This window comes from Acrocarpospora phusangensis (assembly GCF_016862995.1).
Lineage (GTDB): Bacteria > Actinomycetota > Actinomycetes > Streptosporangiales > Streptosporangiaceae > Acrocarpospora > Acrocarpospora phusangensis.
Genome location: NZ_BOOA01000135.1, coordinates 1 through 14,897 on the forward strand (window position 1 = coordinate 1; position 14,897 = coordinate 14,897).

The 14,897-nt window shown below is 70.4% G+C and carries 10 protein-coding genes; 1 reads left to right on the forward strand and 9 read right to left on the reverse strand.

All coding sequences use genetic code 11. From position 1 onward, the window contains the following. Nucleotides 1-50 precede the first annotated feature (50 nt). The 5 genes from ilvC to Aph01nite_RS39240 all read right to left on the reverse strand — a co-directional run bounded on the left by ilvC (nt 51) and on the right by Aph01nite_RS39240 (nt 7,367). Entirely contained in the window at nt 51-1,049 is a 999-nt protein-coding gene (ilvC, locus tag Aph01nite_RS39220; protein WP_204046158.1) for a ketol-acid reductoisomerase, read from the reverse strand. Nucleotides 1,050-1,073: 24 nt separating this feature from the next. Then, a complete protein-coding gene (gene ilvN / locus Aph01nite_RS39225; protein WP_204046159.1) occupies nt 1,074-1,598 on the reverse strand; it encodes an acetolactate synthase small subunit in 525 nt (174 codons plus the stop codon). Further along, nucleotides 1,598-3,373 (reverse strand): acetolactate synthase large subunit, encoded by a 1,776-nt coding sequence (locus Aph01nite_RS39230; protein WP_275419358.1) that lies wholly within the window; start codon nt 3,371-3,373, stop codon nt 1,598-1,600. The genes ilvN and Aph01nite_RS39230 overlap by 1 nt, the downstream gene beginning before the upstream one ends. A gap of 223 nt (nt 3,374-3,596) precedes the next feature. After that, nucleotides 3,597-6,239 (reverse strand): putative bifunctional diguanylate cyclase/phosphodiesterase, encoded by a 2,643-nt coding sequence (locus Aph01nite_RS39235; RefSeq protein WP_239162318.1) that lies wholly within the window; start codon nt 6,237-6,239, stop codon nt 3,597-3,599. 222 nt (nt 6,240-6,461) lie between these two features. After that, nucleotides 6,462-7,367 (reverse strand): 2-hydroxyacid dehydrogenase, encoded by a 906-nt coding sequence (locus Aph01nite_RS39240; protein WP_204046161.1) that lies wholly within the window; start codon nt 7,365-7,367, stop codon nt 6,462-6,464. Nucleotides 7,368-7,433: 66 nt separating this feature from the next. On the opposite strand from Aph01nite_RS39240, the gene Aph01nite_RS39245 reads away from it, so the two are divergent. After that, entirely contained in the window at nt 7,434-8,522 is a 1,089-nt protein-coding gene (locus Aph01nite_RS39245; protein WP_204046162.1) for a PQQ-dependent sugar dehydrogenase, read from the forward strand. Between the two features lie 11 nt (nt 8,523-8,533). Here Aph01nite_RS39245 and Aph01nite_RS39250 read toward each other — a convergent pair whose 3' ends face one another. From Aph01nite_RS39250 to gatC, 4 genes are all read right to left on the reverse strand, one after another. Continuing rightward, nucleotides 8,534-10,369: a VanW family protein gene (locus Aph01nite_RS39250; protein ID WP_204046163.1), complete on the reverse strand. Its 1,836-nt coding sequence runs from the start codon at nt 10,367-10,369 to the stop codon at nt 8,534-8,536. A gap of 1,137 nt (nt 10,370-11,506) precedes the next feature. After that, complete coding sequence (gatB, locus tag Aph01nite_RS39255; RefSeq protein ID WP_239162320.1) at nt 11,507-12,994, reverse strand: Asp-tRNA(Asn)/Glu-tRNA(Gln) amidotransferase subunit GatB; 1,488 nt, start codon at nt 12,992-12,994, stop codon at nt 11,507-11,509. Between the two features lie 11 nt (nt 12,995-13,005). Further along, entirely contained in the window at nt 13,006-14,496 is a 1,491-nt protein-coding gene (gene gatA / locus Aph01nite_RS39260; RefSeq protein WP_204046164.1) for an Asp-tRNA(Asn)/Glu-tRNA(Gln) amidotransferase subunit GatA, read from the reverse strand. Continuing rightward, nucleotides 14,493-14,792, reverse strand: coding sequence for an Asp-tRNA(Asn)/Glu-tRNA(Gln) amidotransferase subunit GatC (gatC, locus tag Aph01nite_RS39265; protein ID WP_204046165.1), 300 nt, complete (start codon nt 14,790-14,792; stop codon nt 14,493-14,495). The genes gatA and gatC overlap by 4 nt, the downstream gene beginning before the upstream one ends. Between the last annotated feature and the right edge of the window lie 105 nt (nt 14,793-14,897).

The window sequence follows — 14,897 nt, forward strand, 5'->3', positions numbered from 1 at the left end:
GCCGGCTCCCCGGCGGCCAAGCCCGCCGATCCGGAGGATCGGCCAGTGTGTCACTGCTCGTTCTGGAGCCAGCTCATCATCGGGCGGAGCTTGGCGCCCGTCTTCTCGATCGGGTGCGCGGCGAGCTCCTCGCGGTACTTGTTGAACTGGCCCTGGCCGCCGTCGAACTCGGCCACCAGCTCGCGCGCGAACTCGCCCGACTGGATCTCGTCGAGGATCTTGCGCATCTCCTTCTTGGTCTCCGCGTTGACCAGGCGCGGGCCGCGGCTGTAGCCGCCGTACTCGGCGGTGTCGGAGACCGACCAGTACATCTTGTGGATGCCGCCCTCGTACATCAGGTCGACGATGAGCTTCATCTCGTGCAGGCACTCGAAGTAGGCGACCTCGGGCTGGTAGCCCGCCTCGATCAGGGTCTCGAAGCCCGCCTTGATGAGCTCGGAGACGCCGCCGCAGAGCACGGCCTGCTCGCCGAACAGGTCGGTCTCGGTCTCCTCGGTGAAGGTCGTCTTGAGCGCGCCGGCCCGGGTGCCGCCGATGCCCTTGGCGTACGACAGGGCGAGCTGCCAGGCGTCGCCGCTGGCGTCCTTCTCGACGGCGACCAGGCAGGGCACGCCGCGGCCGGCCGAGTACTGCCGGCGGACCAGGTGGCCGGGGCCCTTCGGGGCGACCATGGCGACGTCGACGCCCTCGGGGGCCTCGATCAGGCCGTACCGGATGTTGAGGCCGTGGCCGAAGAAGAGCGCGTCGCCCTGGACCAGGTTGGGCGCCACGTGCTCGGCGTAGAGGTGGCGCTGGATGTGGTCCGGCGCGAGGATCATCGTGAGGTCGGCCTCTTCGACGGCCTCGCCGGGGGTGAGCACGCGGAGGCCGTCGTTCTCGGCCTTCTCGCGGCTCTTGGAGCCCTCGGGCAGGCCGACGCGCACGTCCACGCCGGAGTCGCGCAGGCTGAGCGCGTGAGCGTGACCCTGGCTGCCGTACCCGAGGATGGCGACGTGCCGTCCCTGGATGATCGACAGGTCCGCGTCGTTGTCGTAGAAGATCTCAGTCACTGTGGATAAACCTTTCGGGTTCTCTTAGGCGGTCCGGTCGAGCGCCCGGAGTGAGCGGTCGGTGATGGATCGGGCACCGCGGCCGATGGCCACCATGCCCGACTGCACGAGTTCCTTGATGCCGAACGGCTCCAGCACGCGGACGAACGCCTCCAGCTTGTCCGCCGTGCCGGTGACCTCGATGGTGACCGCGTCCGGCGCCACGTCCACGCAGCGGGCGCGGAACAGGTTGACCAGTTCCAGGACGTGGCTGCGGGAGTCCGCGTCCGCCCTGACCTTGATCAGCATGAGCTCGCGCTGCACGGACTGGCCGGTGTCCAGTTCGACGATCTTGAGCACGTTCACCAGCTTGTTGAGCTGCTTGGTGACCTGCTCGAGGGGCAGTGCCTCCACGTTGACCACGATGGTCATCCGGGAGATGTCGTCGTGCTCGGTGGGCCCGACGGCCAGCGAGTCGATGTTGAAGCCGCGACGGCTGAACAGCGCGGCCACCCGGGCCAGCACGCCGGGCTTGTTCTCCACCAGAACGGAGAGGGTGTGGCGGCTCATCAGTCCTCGTGCTCCCACTTCGGCGCCATGTCACGGGCGTACTTGATCTCGTCGTTGCTGGTGCCGGCCGCGACCATCGGCCAGACCATGGCGTCCTCGTGGACGACGAAGTCGACCACGACGGGCGCGTCGTTGATCTCCATCGCCTTCTGGATCGTGGCGTCCACGTCCTCCGGCCGCTCGCAGCGCAGACCGACGCAACCATACGCCTCGGCCAGCTTCACGAAGTCCGGGATCCGGCGCGTCGCCTGCAGATTCGTATTGGAGTACCGCTCGCCGTAGAAGAGCGTCTGCCACTGGCGGACCATGCCGAGGTTGCCGTTGTTGATGACCGCGACCTTGATCGGCACGCCCTCCAGGGCGCAGGTGGCCAGCTCCTGGTTGGTCATCTGGAAGCAGCCGTCGCCGTCGATGGCCCAGACCGTGCTCTCCGGGCTGCCCATCTTGGCGCCCATCGCGGCCGGCACGGCGAAGCCCATCGTGCCGAGGCCGCCGGAGTTGATGAACGCGCCCGGCCGCTCGTAGCCGATGAACTGGGAGGCCCACATCTGGTGCTGGCCCACGCCGGCCACGTAGAAGGCGTCCGGGCCGACGATGGCGCCGAGCCGCTCCATCACGTACTGCGGGGCCAGCGTGCCGTCCTCGAAGCGCTCGTAGCCCAGCGCGTACGTGCTCTTGAGCGCGTTGAGGGCCTTCCACCAGTCGGCGTAGTCGCCCTTGCGGCCCTCGGCCTTGACGGCCGCGATCAGGTCGGTGATGACCTCGCGGCAGTCGCCCACGATGGGCACGTCGGCGTGCCGGTTCTTGGAGATCTCGGCCGGGTCGATGTCCGCGTGCACGATCTTGGCGTGCGGCGCGAACGTGTCCAGCCGGCCGGTGACCCGGTCGTCGAAGCGGGCGCCCAGCGCGATGATCAGGTCGCTGCGCTGGAGCGAGCCGACCGCGGCGACCGTGCCGTGCATGCCGGGCATGCCCAGGTGCTGCGGGTGGCTGTCGGGGAAGCTGCCCCGGGCCATCAGGGTGGTGATGACGGGGATGCCGGTCAGCTCGGCCAGCTCGCGCAGCTGCGCGGAGGCGCCGGCCTTGTGCACGCCGCCACCGACGTACAGGACCGGGCGGCGGGACTCGGCGATCAGCCGGGCCGCCTCGCGGATCTGCTTGGAGTGGGGACGGGTGACCGGGCGGTAGCCCGGCAGCTGCATGGTGACCGGCCAGGTGAAGGTGGTCGTGGACTGGAGGGCGTCCTTGGAGATGTCCACCAGCACCGGGCCCGGCCGGCCGGTCTGGGCGATGTGGAAGGCCTCCACGATCGTCCTGGGGATGTCGGCCGCGTCGGTGACCAGGAAGTTGTGCTTGGTGATCGGCATGGTGATGCCGGAGATGTCCGCCTCCTGGAAGGCGTCCGTCCCGATCGCCGCCGAGGCCACCTGACCGGTGATGGCGACGATCGGCACCGAGTCCATGTACGCGTCCGCGATCGGCGTGACCAGGTTGGTCGCGCCCGGGCCGCTGGTCGCCATGCAGACACCCACCTTGCCGGTGGCCTGCGCGTAACCCTCGGCCGCGTGGCCGGCGCCCTGCTCGTGCCGTACGAGCACGTGCCGGACCTTGGTCGAGTCGTAGAGGGGATCGTACGCGGGCAGGATGGCGCCGCCCGGGATCCCGAACACCGTGTCGACCCCGACGTGCTCCAGCGCCCGCACCAGGGCCTGGGCACCTGTCATCTGTTCGGTCATCGGCTCGTTCCTCATGTGGCTGAGCGTGTCTTGTGTGATGGCTGGGCATAAAAAATGCCCCGTCCGCTGGGCGGAGCTGGGGCGGCGCGCAGGACTGAGGACCTCGTCAGGCTGCGCGCCTGCGAAGTACTACGAGAATCCCACTGCGATGCATGGCTCCACCTTGTCCGAAAGACCGCCGCCGCGTCAAATCATCTGGGACAGCAATCTCATTATTCGAAACCACTTGTGTCGCTCGGCCGTGCCGGAGGCGCGGCCGATGTCACGCGGTGTTCTGGAGGCTGGGGAGGTTGGTGCGCATCAGGGAGTGCACGCCGTCGGCGCCCATGGGGCGGGCCACCAGGTAGCCCTGGCCGCGGCTGCAGCCCATCTCACGCAGGAGTTGCAGCTGCTCGGGGCGTTCGATGCCCTCGGCGACCACGGTCAGGCCGAGGTCGTGCCCGAGGCGCACGATGGTCCGGGTGAGCAGCGTGAGCGTCTCGTCCCGGCCCAGACCGGAGACGAACGAGGGATCTATTTTGATCATGTCCACCGGGAGTTGCCGGAGGAACGCGAGGGAGGCGTAGCCGGTGCCGAAGTCGTCGATGGCCAGCCGTACGCCGAGTTCGCGGAGTTCGGAGAGTTTGTCGACGGTGTCGCCGGCGTCCTCGACCAGCATCTCCTCGATCACTTCGAGGGTGAGCGCGCTCGGCGGCAGCCCGCTGTCGGCCAGCGCCGCCGAGATGGTCTGCACGAAGCCCGGCGCGGTGATCTGCCGCTTGGACAGGTTGAGCGACAGGCCGATGTCCCAGGAGGAGGCCCGCCAGCTGGCCACCTCGCGGCACGCCTCGGTCAGGATCCACTCGCTCAGCGGCACGATCAGGCCAGTGTCCTCGGCCGCGTCCAGGAACTGCTCCGGCGGTACGAACGTGCCCCCGCGGCACCAGCGCACCAGCGCCTCCACCGCGGTCACCCGGTTGCCCGCCAGATCCACGATCGGCTGGTACTCGATGGCGAACTGCTTGTCCAGCAGGGCCCGCTGCAGGTCCGCGGCGATCTCCAAGCGGCGTACGGCGTCCGCGTGCATGTGCGCCGCGAACACCTCCACCCGGCGTCCGCCGAGGCCCTTGGCCCGCGCCATGGCCACGTCCGCGTTGCGGAGCAGGTCGCCGGCGGAGGTCTCGTCCTCGGCGAAGGCGACGCCCACGCTGGCGGTCAGCGCGATGTCCCGGTCGGCCACCCGGAACGGCTCCGAGGAGACCGCGCGTACCAAGCGTTCGGCCAGGTCCACGGCCAGCTGCGCGTCGCCGCCGGACTCCAGCAGCACGGCGAACTCGTCGCCGCCCCAGCGGGCCAGTGTGTCGTCGGCCCGTACGGCGGCGCGCAGCCGCCGGGCGGCCTGGCCGAGCAGGTAGTCGCCGCTGGCGTGGCCCACCGAGTCGTTGACGCCGGTGAAACCGTCCAGGTCCAGGAATATGACAGCGGGGCGGCTGGCCCGGGGCAGCACGTCGCGGGTGCGCTCCTCGAAGTAGGCCCGGTTGGGCAGGCCGGTGACCCCGTCGTGGAAGGTCAGGTGGGTGACCTGGTTGCGGAGTGCCACCTGGTCGCTGACGTCCCTGGTGGTGACCAGGACCAGGTCCTCGCGGCGGACGTGGCGGGTGGCCACCGACTCGGTGGGCCGCCAGGTGCCGTCGGCGGCACGGACCCGGCATTCGATGCGGCAGGTGCCGTACCGCTGCGGGCTCTCGTCCTCGATCATGCGGCGGAGCTGGGACTGGATGCCGGGCACGTCCTCGGGGTGCAGGTAGTCGAAGATCGACTTGCCGGTCAGCTCGACCGGGTCGTAGCCGTAGGTCTCCTCGACGCCCGCGCTGATCTCCTGGACGGTGCCCTCGTGGTCGCACATGAGCACCACGTCGCCGGTGTCGGCGGCCAGCTGCTGGAGCTGGCGTTCGCTGATGGCCACCTGGTTGCGCAGGCCGTCCGCCGACAGCATCAGGGCCATCAGCCGGACCAGCAGCACGGCCAGCACGGAGGCCACCACGACGGTGAGCGCCGGCCCCATGGCGAACACGTCCGCGCCGACCACCACGGTCGCCGCGGCCACCAGCGCGTACGGCGTGGCGGCGACCACCGGCAGCGGGGCCGCGGCGGCGCGCAGCCGGGCCGGGAGCCTGCCCCGGGAGCCCTCCTCGATCCACGGCGCCACCGCGAGCAGCAGGAACGCGGCCGGCGCCACCAGACCGGCCACCAGGCTCGGCGACTGCTCGCCGTTCAGCCGGGTGACGGCGGTGGCCAGTTCGGCCATCGTGATGGCGGCCAGCACCAGCAGCCCGGCCAGGCCGACCGCGCGGTTGGCCGCCCGGGAGACGGCCACCCTGGGCGCGACCGCGCAGGCGGCGAGCAGGCAGAGCACCGGCAGCGCGAGCGTGGAGTAGAACGCGCCCGCGTCCTCGGCCCGCTCGGCCATCGGCCCGAGGAGCACCGCCCAGGTGATCGCGAAGATCGAGGCCGCGCCCAGGTAGGCCTCGGTGGCCTGCCGGAACGCGCCGCGGCGCTGCGGCGGCGGCACCGCGGTGAGCCAGCAGCCGATCATCAGGAGCAGGGAGCCGACCAGCAGCAGCAGGTCGGCGAAGGTGAGCACGAACGAGGTGCCGGCCGCCACCGGGCGCACGCCGATGCCGAACAGCCAGGTCAGCGCGCCGCCCGCGAGCCAGCGCCAGGCGACGGCCTCACCGCGCTGCGCGCTCGCGCTCCTGGTCGCGGCCGCCACCAGGGAGACGGCCGCGAGCAGGCCGGTCACCAGGCCCGCGACGGCCGTCACGGCGGTGTCCGATCCACCCGCGATGAGGGCAGCGGCGATCACGGCCGCGCCGAGCCCGGCCGCGGCGATCAGCGAGACCCTCGGGTCCCTCCTGCCGTTCACGCTCGTCGCCCTTTACATCCGGTCACATCGCCAGTTTGCGCGGCGGCGGCTCTTGACATGACGCCAACGGCCCAGTCGTCACCGATCTGATAACAGGGATCCGCGCGATCGACGAGAAATCCGTCAGACGTTCTCGTCACTGAGCAACGCTACGGACCCGAGGTCACGGGGCAGGCACGGTCCGGAACCATTCTCACTAGACGCCGTGTTCAGTAACCGAAGTCAGTAGAGCCCGCTGATCACGTTCACCAGCGGTTCTCCGGCGCGGAAACGCAGCAGCTGGGCGCGGACCAGCTCGACCGCCCGGCGGTTGGAGGCGGGCGTGCTCCCGGCCACGTGCGGGGTGAGGAACAGGCCGGGCGCGCTCCAGAGCGGGTGTCCCTCCGGCAGCGGCTCCGGGGCGGTGACGTCCAGGGCGGCCCGCAGCCGTCCCGCGTTCAGCTCGGCGACCAGCGCCATCGTGTCGACCACCGAGCCGCGGGCGGCGTTCACCAGGAGCGCGCCGTCCTTCATCCTGGCCAGGAAGGCGGCGTCCACGAAGCCGGCGGTGGCCGCGGTGGCGGGTACCAGCAGCACCACCACGTCCGCCCGCGGCAGCAGGTCCGGCAGCTCGGACTCGGCGTGCACGCCCTCCCTGGCCGTACGGGCGACGCGGATGACCTCGACCTCGAAACCGGCCAGGCGGCGTTCCAGGGCTTCGCCGATCGAGCCGTACCCGACGATCAGGACGGTGGAGTCGGCGAGCACGCCGGTGTGGCGGTAACGCCAGCGGCCCTCCAGCTGGTCGGCCGTGAAGCCGGGGAACTCGCGCAGCACCGCGATCATCGCGCCGATCGCCCACTCCGCCGTGCCCGCGTCGTGCACGCCGCGCGCGTTGCAGAGCACCACACCCTCCGGCAGATGCGGCCGGTACGGCTCGACGCCCGCGGTCACCGTCTGGATGAGCCGCAGCCGCTTCATCCGGGAGAGCAGTTCGGGGATGTCCGGCACGGGTACGAGAGGGGGCACCCAGACGTCGACGTCCTCGACGCCGGGCGGCTCGCTGGTTCCGTCGTAGACCGAGAATTCGATATCAGGCAGGTCGGACGGTATTGCCGCGACCGCTTGGGGGGCGATCCAGATCTTCACAGCTGACAACCTTAGGGAACCTTTCGCCGGAAGCGACAGTATGGGGTGGGACAGGAGGGAGCAATCATGAGACTGAGCTGGGTGGGTGCGGCGGCGCTCGTCGCCGGGTGTTCGGCCGCTCCCGCGGTGGACACCGCGCAGGCGCCGGGAGACGCGGCGCCGCCGACGGTGGCGAGCGTGACGCCGGTGGCGCCCTCGGGCGCTCCGCGCACGCTGGTGGAAGGGCTTGAGGTGCCGTGGGCGATCGCGTTCCTGCCGGGCGGGGACGCGCTGGTGACCGAGCGGGACACGGCGCGCCTGATGCGGGTGACGGCCGCGGGTCAGGCCGGCGAGGTCGGCCGGATCGACGGCGTCTCCCCCGCCGGAGAGGGCGGCCTGCTCGGGGTCGCCGTGTCTCCCACGTTCGATAAAGATCACTATGTTTTCGTCTATTTTACGGCCGAGGCCGACAACCGGATCGTGCGGTACGCGTACGACCAGCGGCTGAGCGATCCCGTGACGATCGTGCAGGGCATCCCGAAGGGCGGCAACCACAACGGCGGCCGGCTCGCGTTCGGCCCCGACGGCTTCCTGTACGCAGCCACGGGCGAGGTCGGCGACCGGGGCCTCTCCCAGGAGAAGGAGTCGCTCGGCGGCAAGATCCTCCGGATGGACATGCAGGGCGCCCCCGCGCCGGAGAACCCGTTCGGCACGCTCGTCTGGAGCATGGGGCATCGGAACGTGCAGGGCCTGGCGTGGGACGACGCGGGCAACATGTACGCCGCCGAGTTCGGCCAGAACACCTACGACGAGATCAACCTCATCAAGCCGGGCGGGAACTACGGGTGGCCGGAGGTGGAGGGCGTCTCCGACGACAACCTGTACATCAACCCCATCGTGACGTGGTCCACCGACGAGGCGTCGCCGTCGGGGCTGGCGTACGCGGACGGGTCGCTGTGGGCGGCGGCGCTGCGCGGGCAGCGGCTCTGGCAGGTTCCGGTGACCGACCAGGGCACGGCGGGCAAGCCGGTGGCGCGCTACGTGGACGAGTTCGGCCGGATGCGCGCGGTGGCCACCGCACCGGACGGGCCGCTCTGGGCGTCGACCAGCAACCTGGACGGGCGCGGCGATCCCCGTCCCGGAGACGACCGCATCCTGATCGTCCCCACCCGCTGAGCTGTTCCTGATCAGTCGTCCGACGGTGGGCACACCACCGCCTGCTGGGGGCGGTAGGTGGTGGTGACGCTCTCCGTCTTGGGCTGGCCCTGGGTACCGGCGACGGGGGTGCTGGTCCGGGTGGTCCTGATGGTGAAACCGTCGGCCCCAGGACGGGAGACGCAGTTCACCTCGGGCCCCTGGACGCTCGTGGCCGGGACGATCTTGGAGCGGGCGGACTGCTTGAGTTCGACGTCGTAGCGGTCGGTGCTCCAGAGGGCAACCGTCACCGAGCTGTCCGTGGCGGTGGCGCGGATCAGCACGCCGTACGGGGAGTCGTTGCGCCAGCGCAGGTCGGGGCCCGGGTAGGAGATCGCGACTTCGAGGCCGGCCGGGTACTGGGGGATGAAGCTCTCGTGCGGGGTGGCTTCCACCGTTTCGAGGCCGCCCAGCAGGACCGCGTGGTACATGGCGGTGGCGAACTGGGAGATGCCGGCCACGTCCCGGCCCTGCTTGCCGCGCACCTCGACCGCCTCGACCGAACCCGAGTAGCCCGGCATGCCCTCGCGGCGTCCGGTCGCGGCGTTCAGCGAGAAGGTCTCGCCCGGTCTGACGACGCTGCCGTCCAGCAGGCGGGCCACCGTCTGGATGTTGCCCACCCGGGGCGGGCAGCACGCGAACTCCGACGTGTTCGAGCCGATCTCCGCGGCGACGCCCAGCTGCGCCGCCTCGTCGTCACGCAGCTCCGGCTGGGCGGTCATCAGGGGGACGTTCACCGTGTGGCCGCCGCCGGGGCCGAGCGCCTCGATCACGGCGGCGTCCAGTTCCGGTACGTCCACGACGCGGCCCGCCCTGGCCTTCACCAGGACCGGACGGCCGCTGGAGGTGTCGAAGGTGGCGTTCTTCGGCGCGAGCTCCGGCGAGACCAGGCTCAGCTCGCGCACGGCCTCCGCGCCCTCGAAGCGTACGTCCAGGCCGCCGGAGTTGTTCGCGAAGAACACCAGATGAGGCGCCACCCGGTCCTGGGTCAGGACGATCTGCCCGTCCTTCGTCACCAGCGTCAGCGGCCTGGCCATCGCCCGCCGGGCCCAGGTGATCGCCTCGGCCACGCCGGACCTGGTGACCGTCGGCCGGACCGTCCTGGTCTCCACTTCGACCATCAGATCCGCGCTCAGGTACGCCTTCCGCACGTCGAGGGCGAGCTCTTCGACATTGATGGCGGTTCCGGCCCGTGGCTCGACCGCCACCGGGCGGATGCCGTCGAAGTGCACGCCGCCTTCGACCATCTTCTTCTCGAACTCGGCGGCGACGTCGGTGGAGATCACGTTGAGGAGTTTGGCGCGGTCTACCGCGATCACGGGTTCGATCTCGCGTTGGCCGGTGATGCCCTGCCAGACCTCGAACGGGCTGGGGAAGCCGGCCGGGGCCGAGCGGATCGTGGCGGGCACGTCCAGGGAGAGGCCGCTGTTCTCGGGGTTCATGCTGACGCGCTGCTGGCCCTGCTTGATCACGATGGCGGTGGCGATGTGGCCGGCCATCTTGGCGCGTAATCGCGCCTCCGCCTGGTCGGGGGTGAGGCCGCCGATGTCCAGGCCGAGGATCGTGGTGCCGGGGAGAACGCGGCCGGTCATGAAACCGGCGGGGACCACGTAGACCAGGACGATCATGACGAGCAGGGTGATGGCGAGGAGGCGGCACCAGCGGAGAGTCGGCTCCTCGGGTTCCGGGGAGAGTTCCGGAGGGGGGGCGGCGCTGGACTTCGCGCTCGCCATCGGCCAGGGCTCTACCGTCGCGGGGGGCGGGAGCTCGTTCTCCTGGGTGGGCTGGGTGGTCGTGAGGGGGCGGCTGCCGAAGATGTCCGAGGTCACGCCTGGGGGGAGGTTGTGTGCGGGGCGTGACTGGTGTCGTCGTCTAGGAACGGGTGCCGCCGCCGCGGCCGGGTTCGGCGGCGGGTCGATGGACGCACCGGCGTTCCGCACGCCTCGCTCTCCTCCGGCTCAGGGGAATCACCCTTCAGTTAACCCTAAAGCACCCTCTTCTGGATATGTCACAAAATCAAGTCCTTCTAGTTGTCATCTACCCCGTCAAGTCCCCCAAACCCCCGTCAACACTCCTTGCGCGGTTTGGCCCTTTGGGGGTGGCTTCGTCGGGAGTTCTGGGGGACTTATTGATCGCTATGCGAAGTTCGAGGTGGTTCTCCCCACCCACCCACCCTGTTTCGAGCTGGCGCTCGGCCGGTCATCGCCATCGCCCGCCGGGCTGAAGGGCTCCCCTCATCGCGAGCAGTGGTTCCCTCCGGGAAAGTGGTCTTTGTGAACGACGGCTCCCGCCGGGAGGCGCTGCCCAACCTCACCGTTCAACCTGCACGGTTGCCGGGATTCCTACCCGGCGTAGATGCGGATGCCGGGCTGAGCGCCAGCTCGAAACGGGTGGGCGGGCGGGAGAACCACGGAGCTCACGGACCCGAACGGAGAACCACGGAGCTCAAGAGGCTCAGGGAGCCAAAACGGAACGCCGACGTCGGGGCATGAAACGAGCCCGTACCCAGAAATCCGCGAGGTGGAGCCAGGGCGTCAGATGGAGGGCCAAGCGGGCGGGTGGGAGAACCACGGAAACACGCTGCATCGCCATATCAGCCGGAGGATCTCATCTGGCAAGCGGCTGCGGGTCGGCATGCCGCTCGGATGCCCACCCGGTGAGCGCGCCACACAGCGGCAATAGGGGTGGGCAGGTGGGAGAATCCCGCAAACATCGCTGCATCGGCATATCAACCGGAGGACCTCATCTGGCAAGCGGCTGCGGGTCGGCATGCCGCTCGGATGCCCACCCGGTGAGCGCGCCGCACAGCGGCAATAGGGGTGGGTGGGTGGGAGAATCCCGGAATCCATGGCACTCGGCTGAACGCCAAGCTCCACGTGGAAGGTGCAGTCGAGGGCTCCAGATGAAACGCGTCAAGCCGAACACCCGGATGCTCGCCCCCCAACCGGAGGGCGAGCACCCAAGGTTTACTCCGTTACGCCCAGCTTGGCGAGGATGAGCTCGCGAGCCCGGCCCGCGTCGGCCTTGCCGCGGCTGGCCTTCATGACGCCCCCCACGAGCGCCCCCACAGCCGCGATCTTCCCCCCGCGAATCTTCTCCGCCGCGTCCCCATTGGCCGCGATCACCTCATCGATGATCGCCGACAGCTCGCCCTCATCGTTGACGATCTGCAGCCCCCGAGCCGCGACGACCTCATCCGGCGAGCCCTCCCCGGCGAGCACCCCTTCGAGCACCTGCCGAGCGAGCTTGTCGTTGAGCGCCCCGGACGCCACCAGCTCCGTCACCCGGGCCACCTGCCCCGGCGTGATCGCCAGCTCGGCCAGCGGAACACCCGCCTCGTTGGCGCGCCGGGCCAGCTCGCCCATCCACCACTTCCGCGCGTCCGCGGCCGGCGCCCCCGCCGCCACGGTCGCCTCGACCAGCGAGATCGCGTCCGCGTTGTGCATGGCCGCCATGTCCAGGTCGGACACGCCCCATTCGGCCTGCAGCCGCCGACGCCGTACAGAAGGAAGTTCGGGCAGTTCGGCCTTGAGCTGGGCCACCCACTCCGGGTCCGGCTCGATCGGCACCAGGTCGGGCTCCGGGAAGTACCGGTAGTCCTGGGCCTCCTCCTTGGAGCGTCCGGACGTGGTGAGGCCGGTGTCCTCGTGGAAGTGGCGCGTCTCCTGGATGATGCGCCCGCCCGCGGCGAGGATCGCGGCCTGCCGCTCGATCTCGCCGCGGACCGACCGCTCCACGCTGCGCAGCGAGTTGACGTTCTTGGTCTCGGTCCTGGTCCCCCACTCGGAGGACCCGCGCGGCATCAGCGAGACGTTGACGTCGCACCGCATGGAGCCCTCCTCCATGCGCACGTCGGAGACGCCGAGCGACCGCATGACCTCCCGCAGCTCCGTCGCGTACGCGCGGGCGACCTCGGGCGCGAGCCGGTCGGTCCCGGGAATGGGCTTGGTGACGATCTCGACCAGCGGGATGCCCGCCCGGTTGTAGTCCACGATCGAGTAGTCGGCGCCCTGGATGCGCCCGGTGGAGCCGCCCACGTGGGTGGACTTGCCGGTGTCCTCCTCCAGGTGCACGCGCTCGATCTCGATCCGCACGGTCTCGCCGTCCACCTCGACGTCCAGGTAGCCGTCGAAGCACAGCGGCTCGTCGTACTGGCTGATCTGGTAGTTCTTCGGCATGTCCGGGTAGAAGTAGTTCTTCCGGGCGAACCTGCACCAGCCGGCGATCGAGCAGTTCAGCGCCAGGCCGATCCGGATGGTGGACTCGATCGCGGTCGCGTTGGCCGTCGGCAGCGAGCCGGGCAGGGCCAGGCAGACCGGGCAGACGTGGGTGTTGGGGGGCGCGCCGAAGGTGGTCGGGCAGCCGCAGAACATCTTGGAGGCGGTGCCCAACTCGACGTGCGTCTCCAGGCCGAGGACCGGCTCGTACTGCGCGAGCGCCTCGTCGTACGGCATCAGCGTCTCGGTCACAGGGCCGGAGCCTCCTTCAGCAGCGGGCCGCCCCAGCGGTCCTCGAACGCCTTCTCGACAGCGGCGCCGACGCGGTAGCAGCGGTCGTCGCCGAGCACGGGGGCCATGATCTGCAGGCCCACGGGGAGCCCGTCCTCGTCGGCGAGGCCGCACGGCACGGAGATGGCCGCGTTGCCCGCCAGGTTGGACGGGATCGTGCACAGGTCGGCGAGGTACATGGCCATCGGGTCGTCGGCCCGCTCGCCGATCGGGAACGCCGTGGTCGGCGTGGTCGGCGAGACCAGCACGTCCACCTGCTGGAACGCCGCGTCGAAGTCGCGCGCGATGAGCGTGCGGACCTTCTGCGCGGAGCCGTAGTAGGCGTCGTAGTAGCCGCTGGACAGCGCGTACGTCCCGAGCATGATGCGGCGTTTGACCTCGGGACCGAACCCGGCGGCCCGGGTCAGCGCCATGACCTCCTCGGCGCTGCGGGTGCCGTCGTCGCCGACCCTGAGCCCGTAGCGCATGGCGTCGAACCTGGCCAGGTTGGACGAGCACTCGGACGGCGCGATCAGGTAGTAGGCGGGCAGCGCGTACGTGAACGAGGGGCAGGACACCTCGACGACCTTGGCGCCGAGCGACTCCAGCAGGTCGACGGCCTCCTGGAAGCGGGCGAGCACACCGGGCTGGTAGCCGTTGCCGCCGAACTCCTTCACCACGCCGATGCGCAGCCCGTCCACGGACGCCTGCCTGGCGGCCTCGACGACGGGAGGCACGGGAGCGTCGATGGAAGTGGAGTCCATCGGGTCGTGCCCGGAGAACGCCTCGTGCAGCAACGCCGCGTCCAGGACGTTGCGCGCGAACGGGCCCGGCGTGTCCAGCGAGGACGCGAACGCGATCAGGCCGTACCGGGAGGAGCCGCCGTAGGTGGGCTTCATGCCCACGATGCCGGTCACGGCGGCGGGCTGCCGGATCGAGCCGCCGGTGTCGGTGCCGGTGCTGAGCGGCGCCTGGTAGGCGGCCACCGACGCGGACGCGCCGCCGGACGAACCGCCGGGGATCCTGCTCAGGTCCCACGGGTTGTGGGTCACACCGTACGCGGAGTTCTCGGTGGAGGAGCCCATCGCGAACTCGTCCAGGTTGGTCTTGCCGAGGATGACCAGGCCGGCCTCGCGCAGCCGGCGGGTCACCGTCGCGTCGTACGGCGGGCGCCAGCCTTCAAGGATCTTGGAACCGGCGGTGGTCGGCATGTCGGCGGTGGTGAACACGTCCTTGTGCGCGATCGGCACCCCGGCCAGCGGGCCGAGCCGTTCGCCGGCCGCGCGCCGCTCGTCCACCGCGCGGGCCTGCGCGAGCACCGCGTCGGGGTCGACGTGCAGGAAGGCGTGGACCTTGGGCTCGACCTCGGCGATGCGGTCCAGGTGCGCCTGGGCGACCTCGACGGCCGAGGTCTCCCCGGCGGCGATCAGCCGGCCGAGCTCCGCCGCCGTCTGGTGGATGAGGCTCACGCTTCCTCCCCGAGGATCCTGGGCACGCGGAAACGGTCGTCCTCGACGGCGGGCGCGCCGGACAGCGCCTGCTGCGGCGTCAGGCTGGGCGCGACCTGGTCGGGACGGAACACGTTGACGAGCGGGAGCGCGTGCGAGGACGGCGGGATGTCGGCGGTGGCGACCTCGGCGACGCGGGCCACCGCGCCGACGATCTGGTCGAGCTGGGCGGCGAAGTGGTCGAGTTCCTCATCGGCCAGCGCCAGCCGGGACAGCCGGGCGAGGTGAGCGACCTCATCGCGGGTTATGGCGGACATGAGTCTCGAACCCGTTTCTGAATGGACTGGTGGACAGTGCCATCCTAGGGGCAGTGACACTGGCCGCGACTTCGTCGCGGCGGGCTTGGCCGCTCCGTAGCCGGT

Bases quoted from the DNA above. Each gene is read 5' to 3' on its own strand.
- ilvN (WP_204046159.1), bottom strand. From the start codon at position 1,598: ATGAGCCGCCACACCCTCTCCGTTCTGGTGGAGAACAAGCCCGGCGTG.
- Aph01nite_RS39245 (WP_204046162.1), top strand. From the start codon at position 7,434: ATGAGACTGAGCTGGGTGGGTGCGGCGGCGCTCGTCGCCGGGTGTTCG.
- gatB (WP_239162320.1), bottom strand. From the start codon at position 12,994: ATGCCGTACGACGAGGCGCTCGCGCAGTACGAGCCGGTCCTCGGCCTG.
- gatC (WP_204046165.1), bottom strand. From the start codon at position 14,792: ATGTCCGCCATAACCCGCGATGAGGTCGCTCACCTCGCCCGGCTGTCC.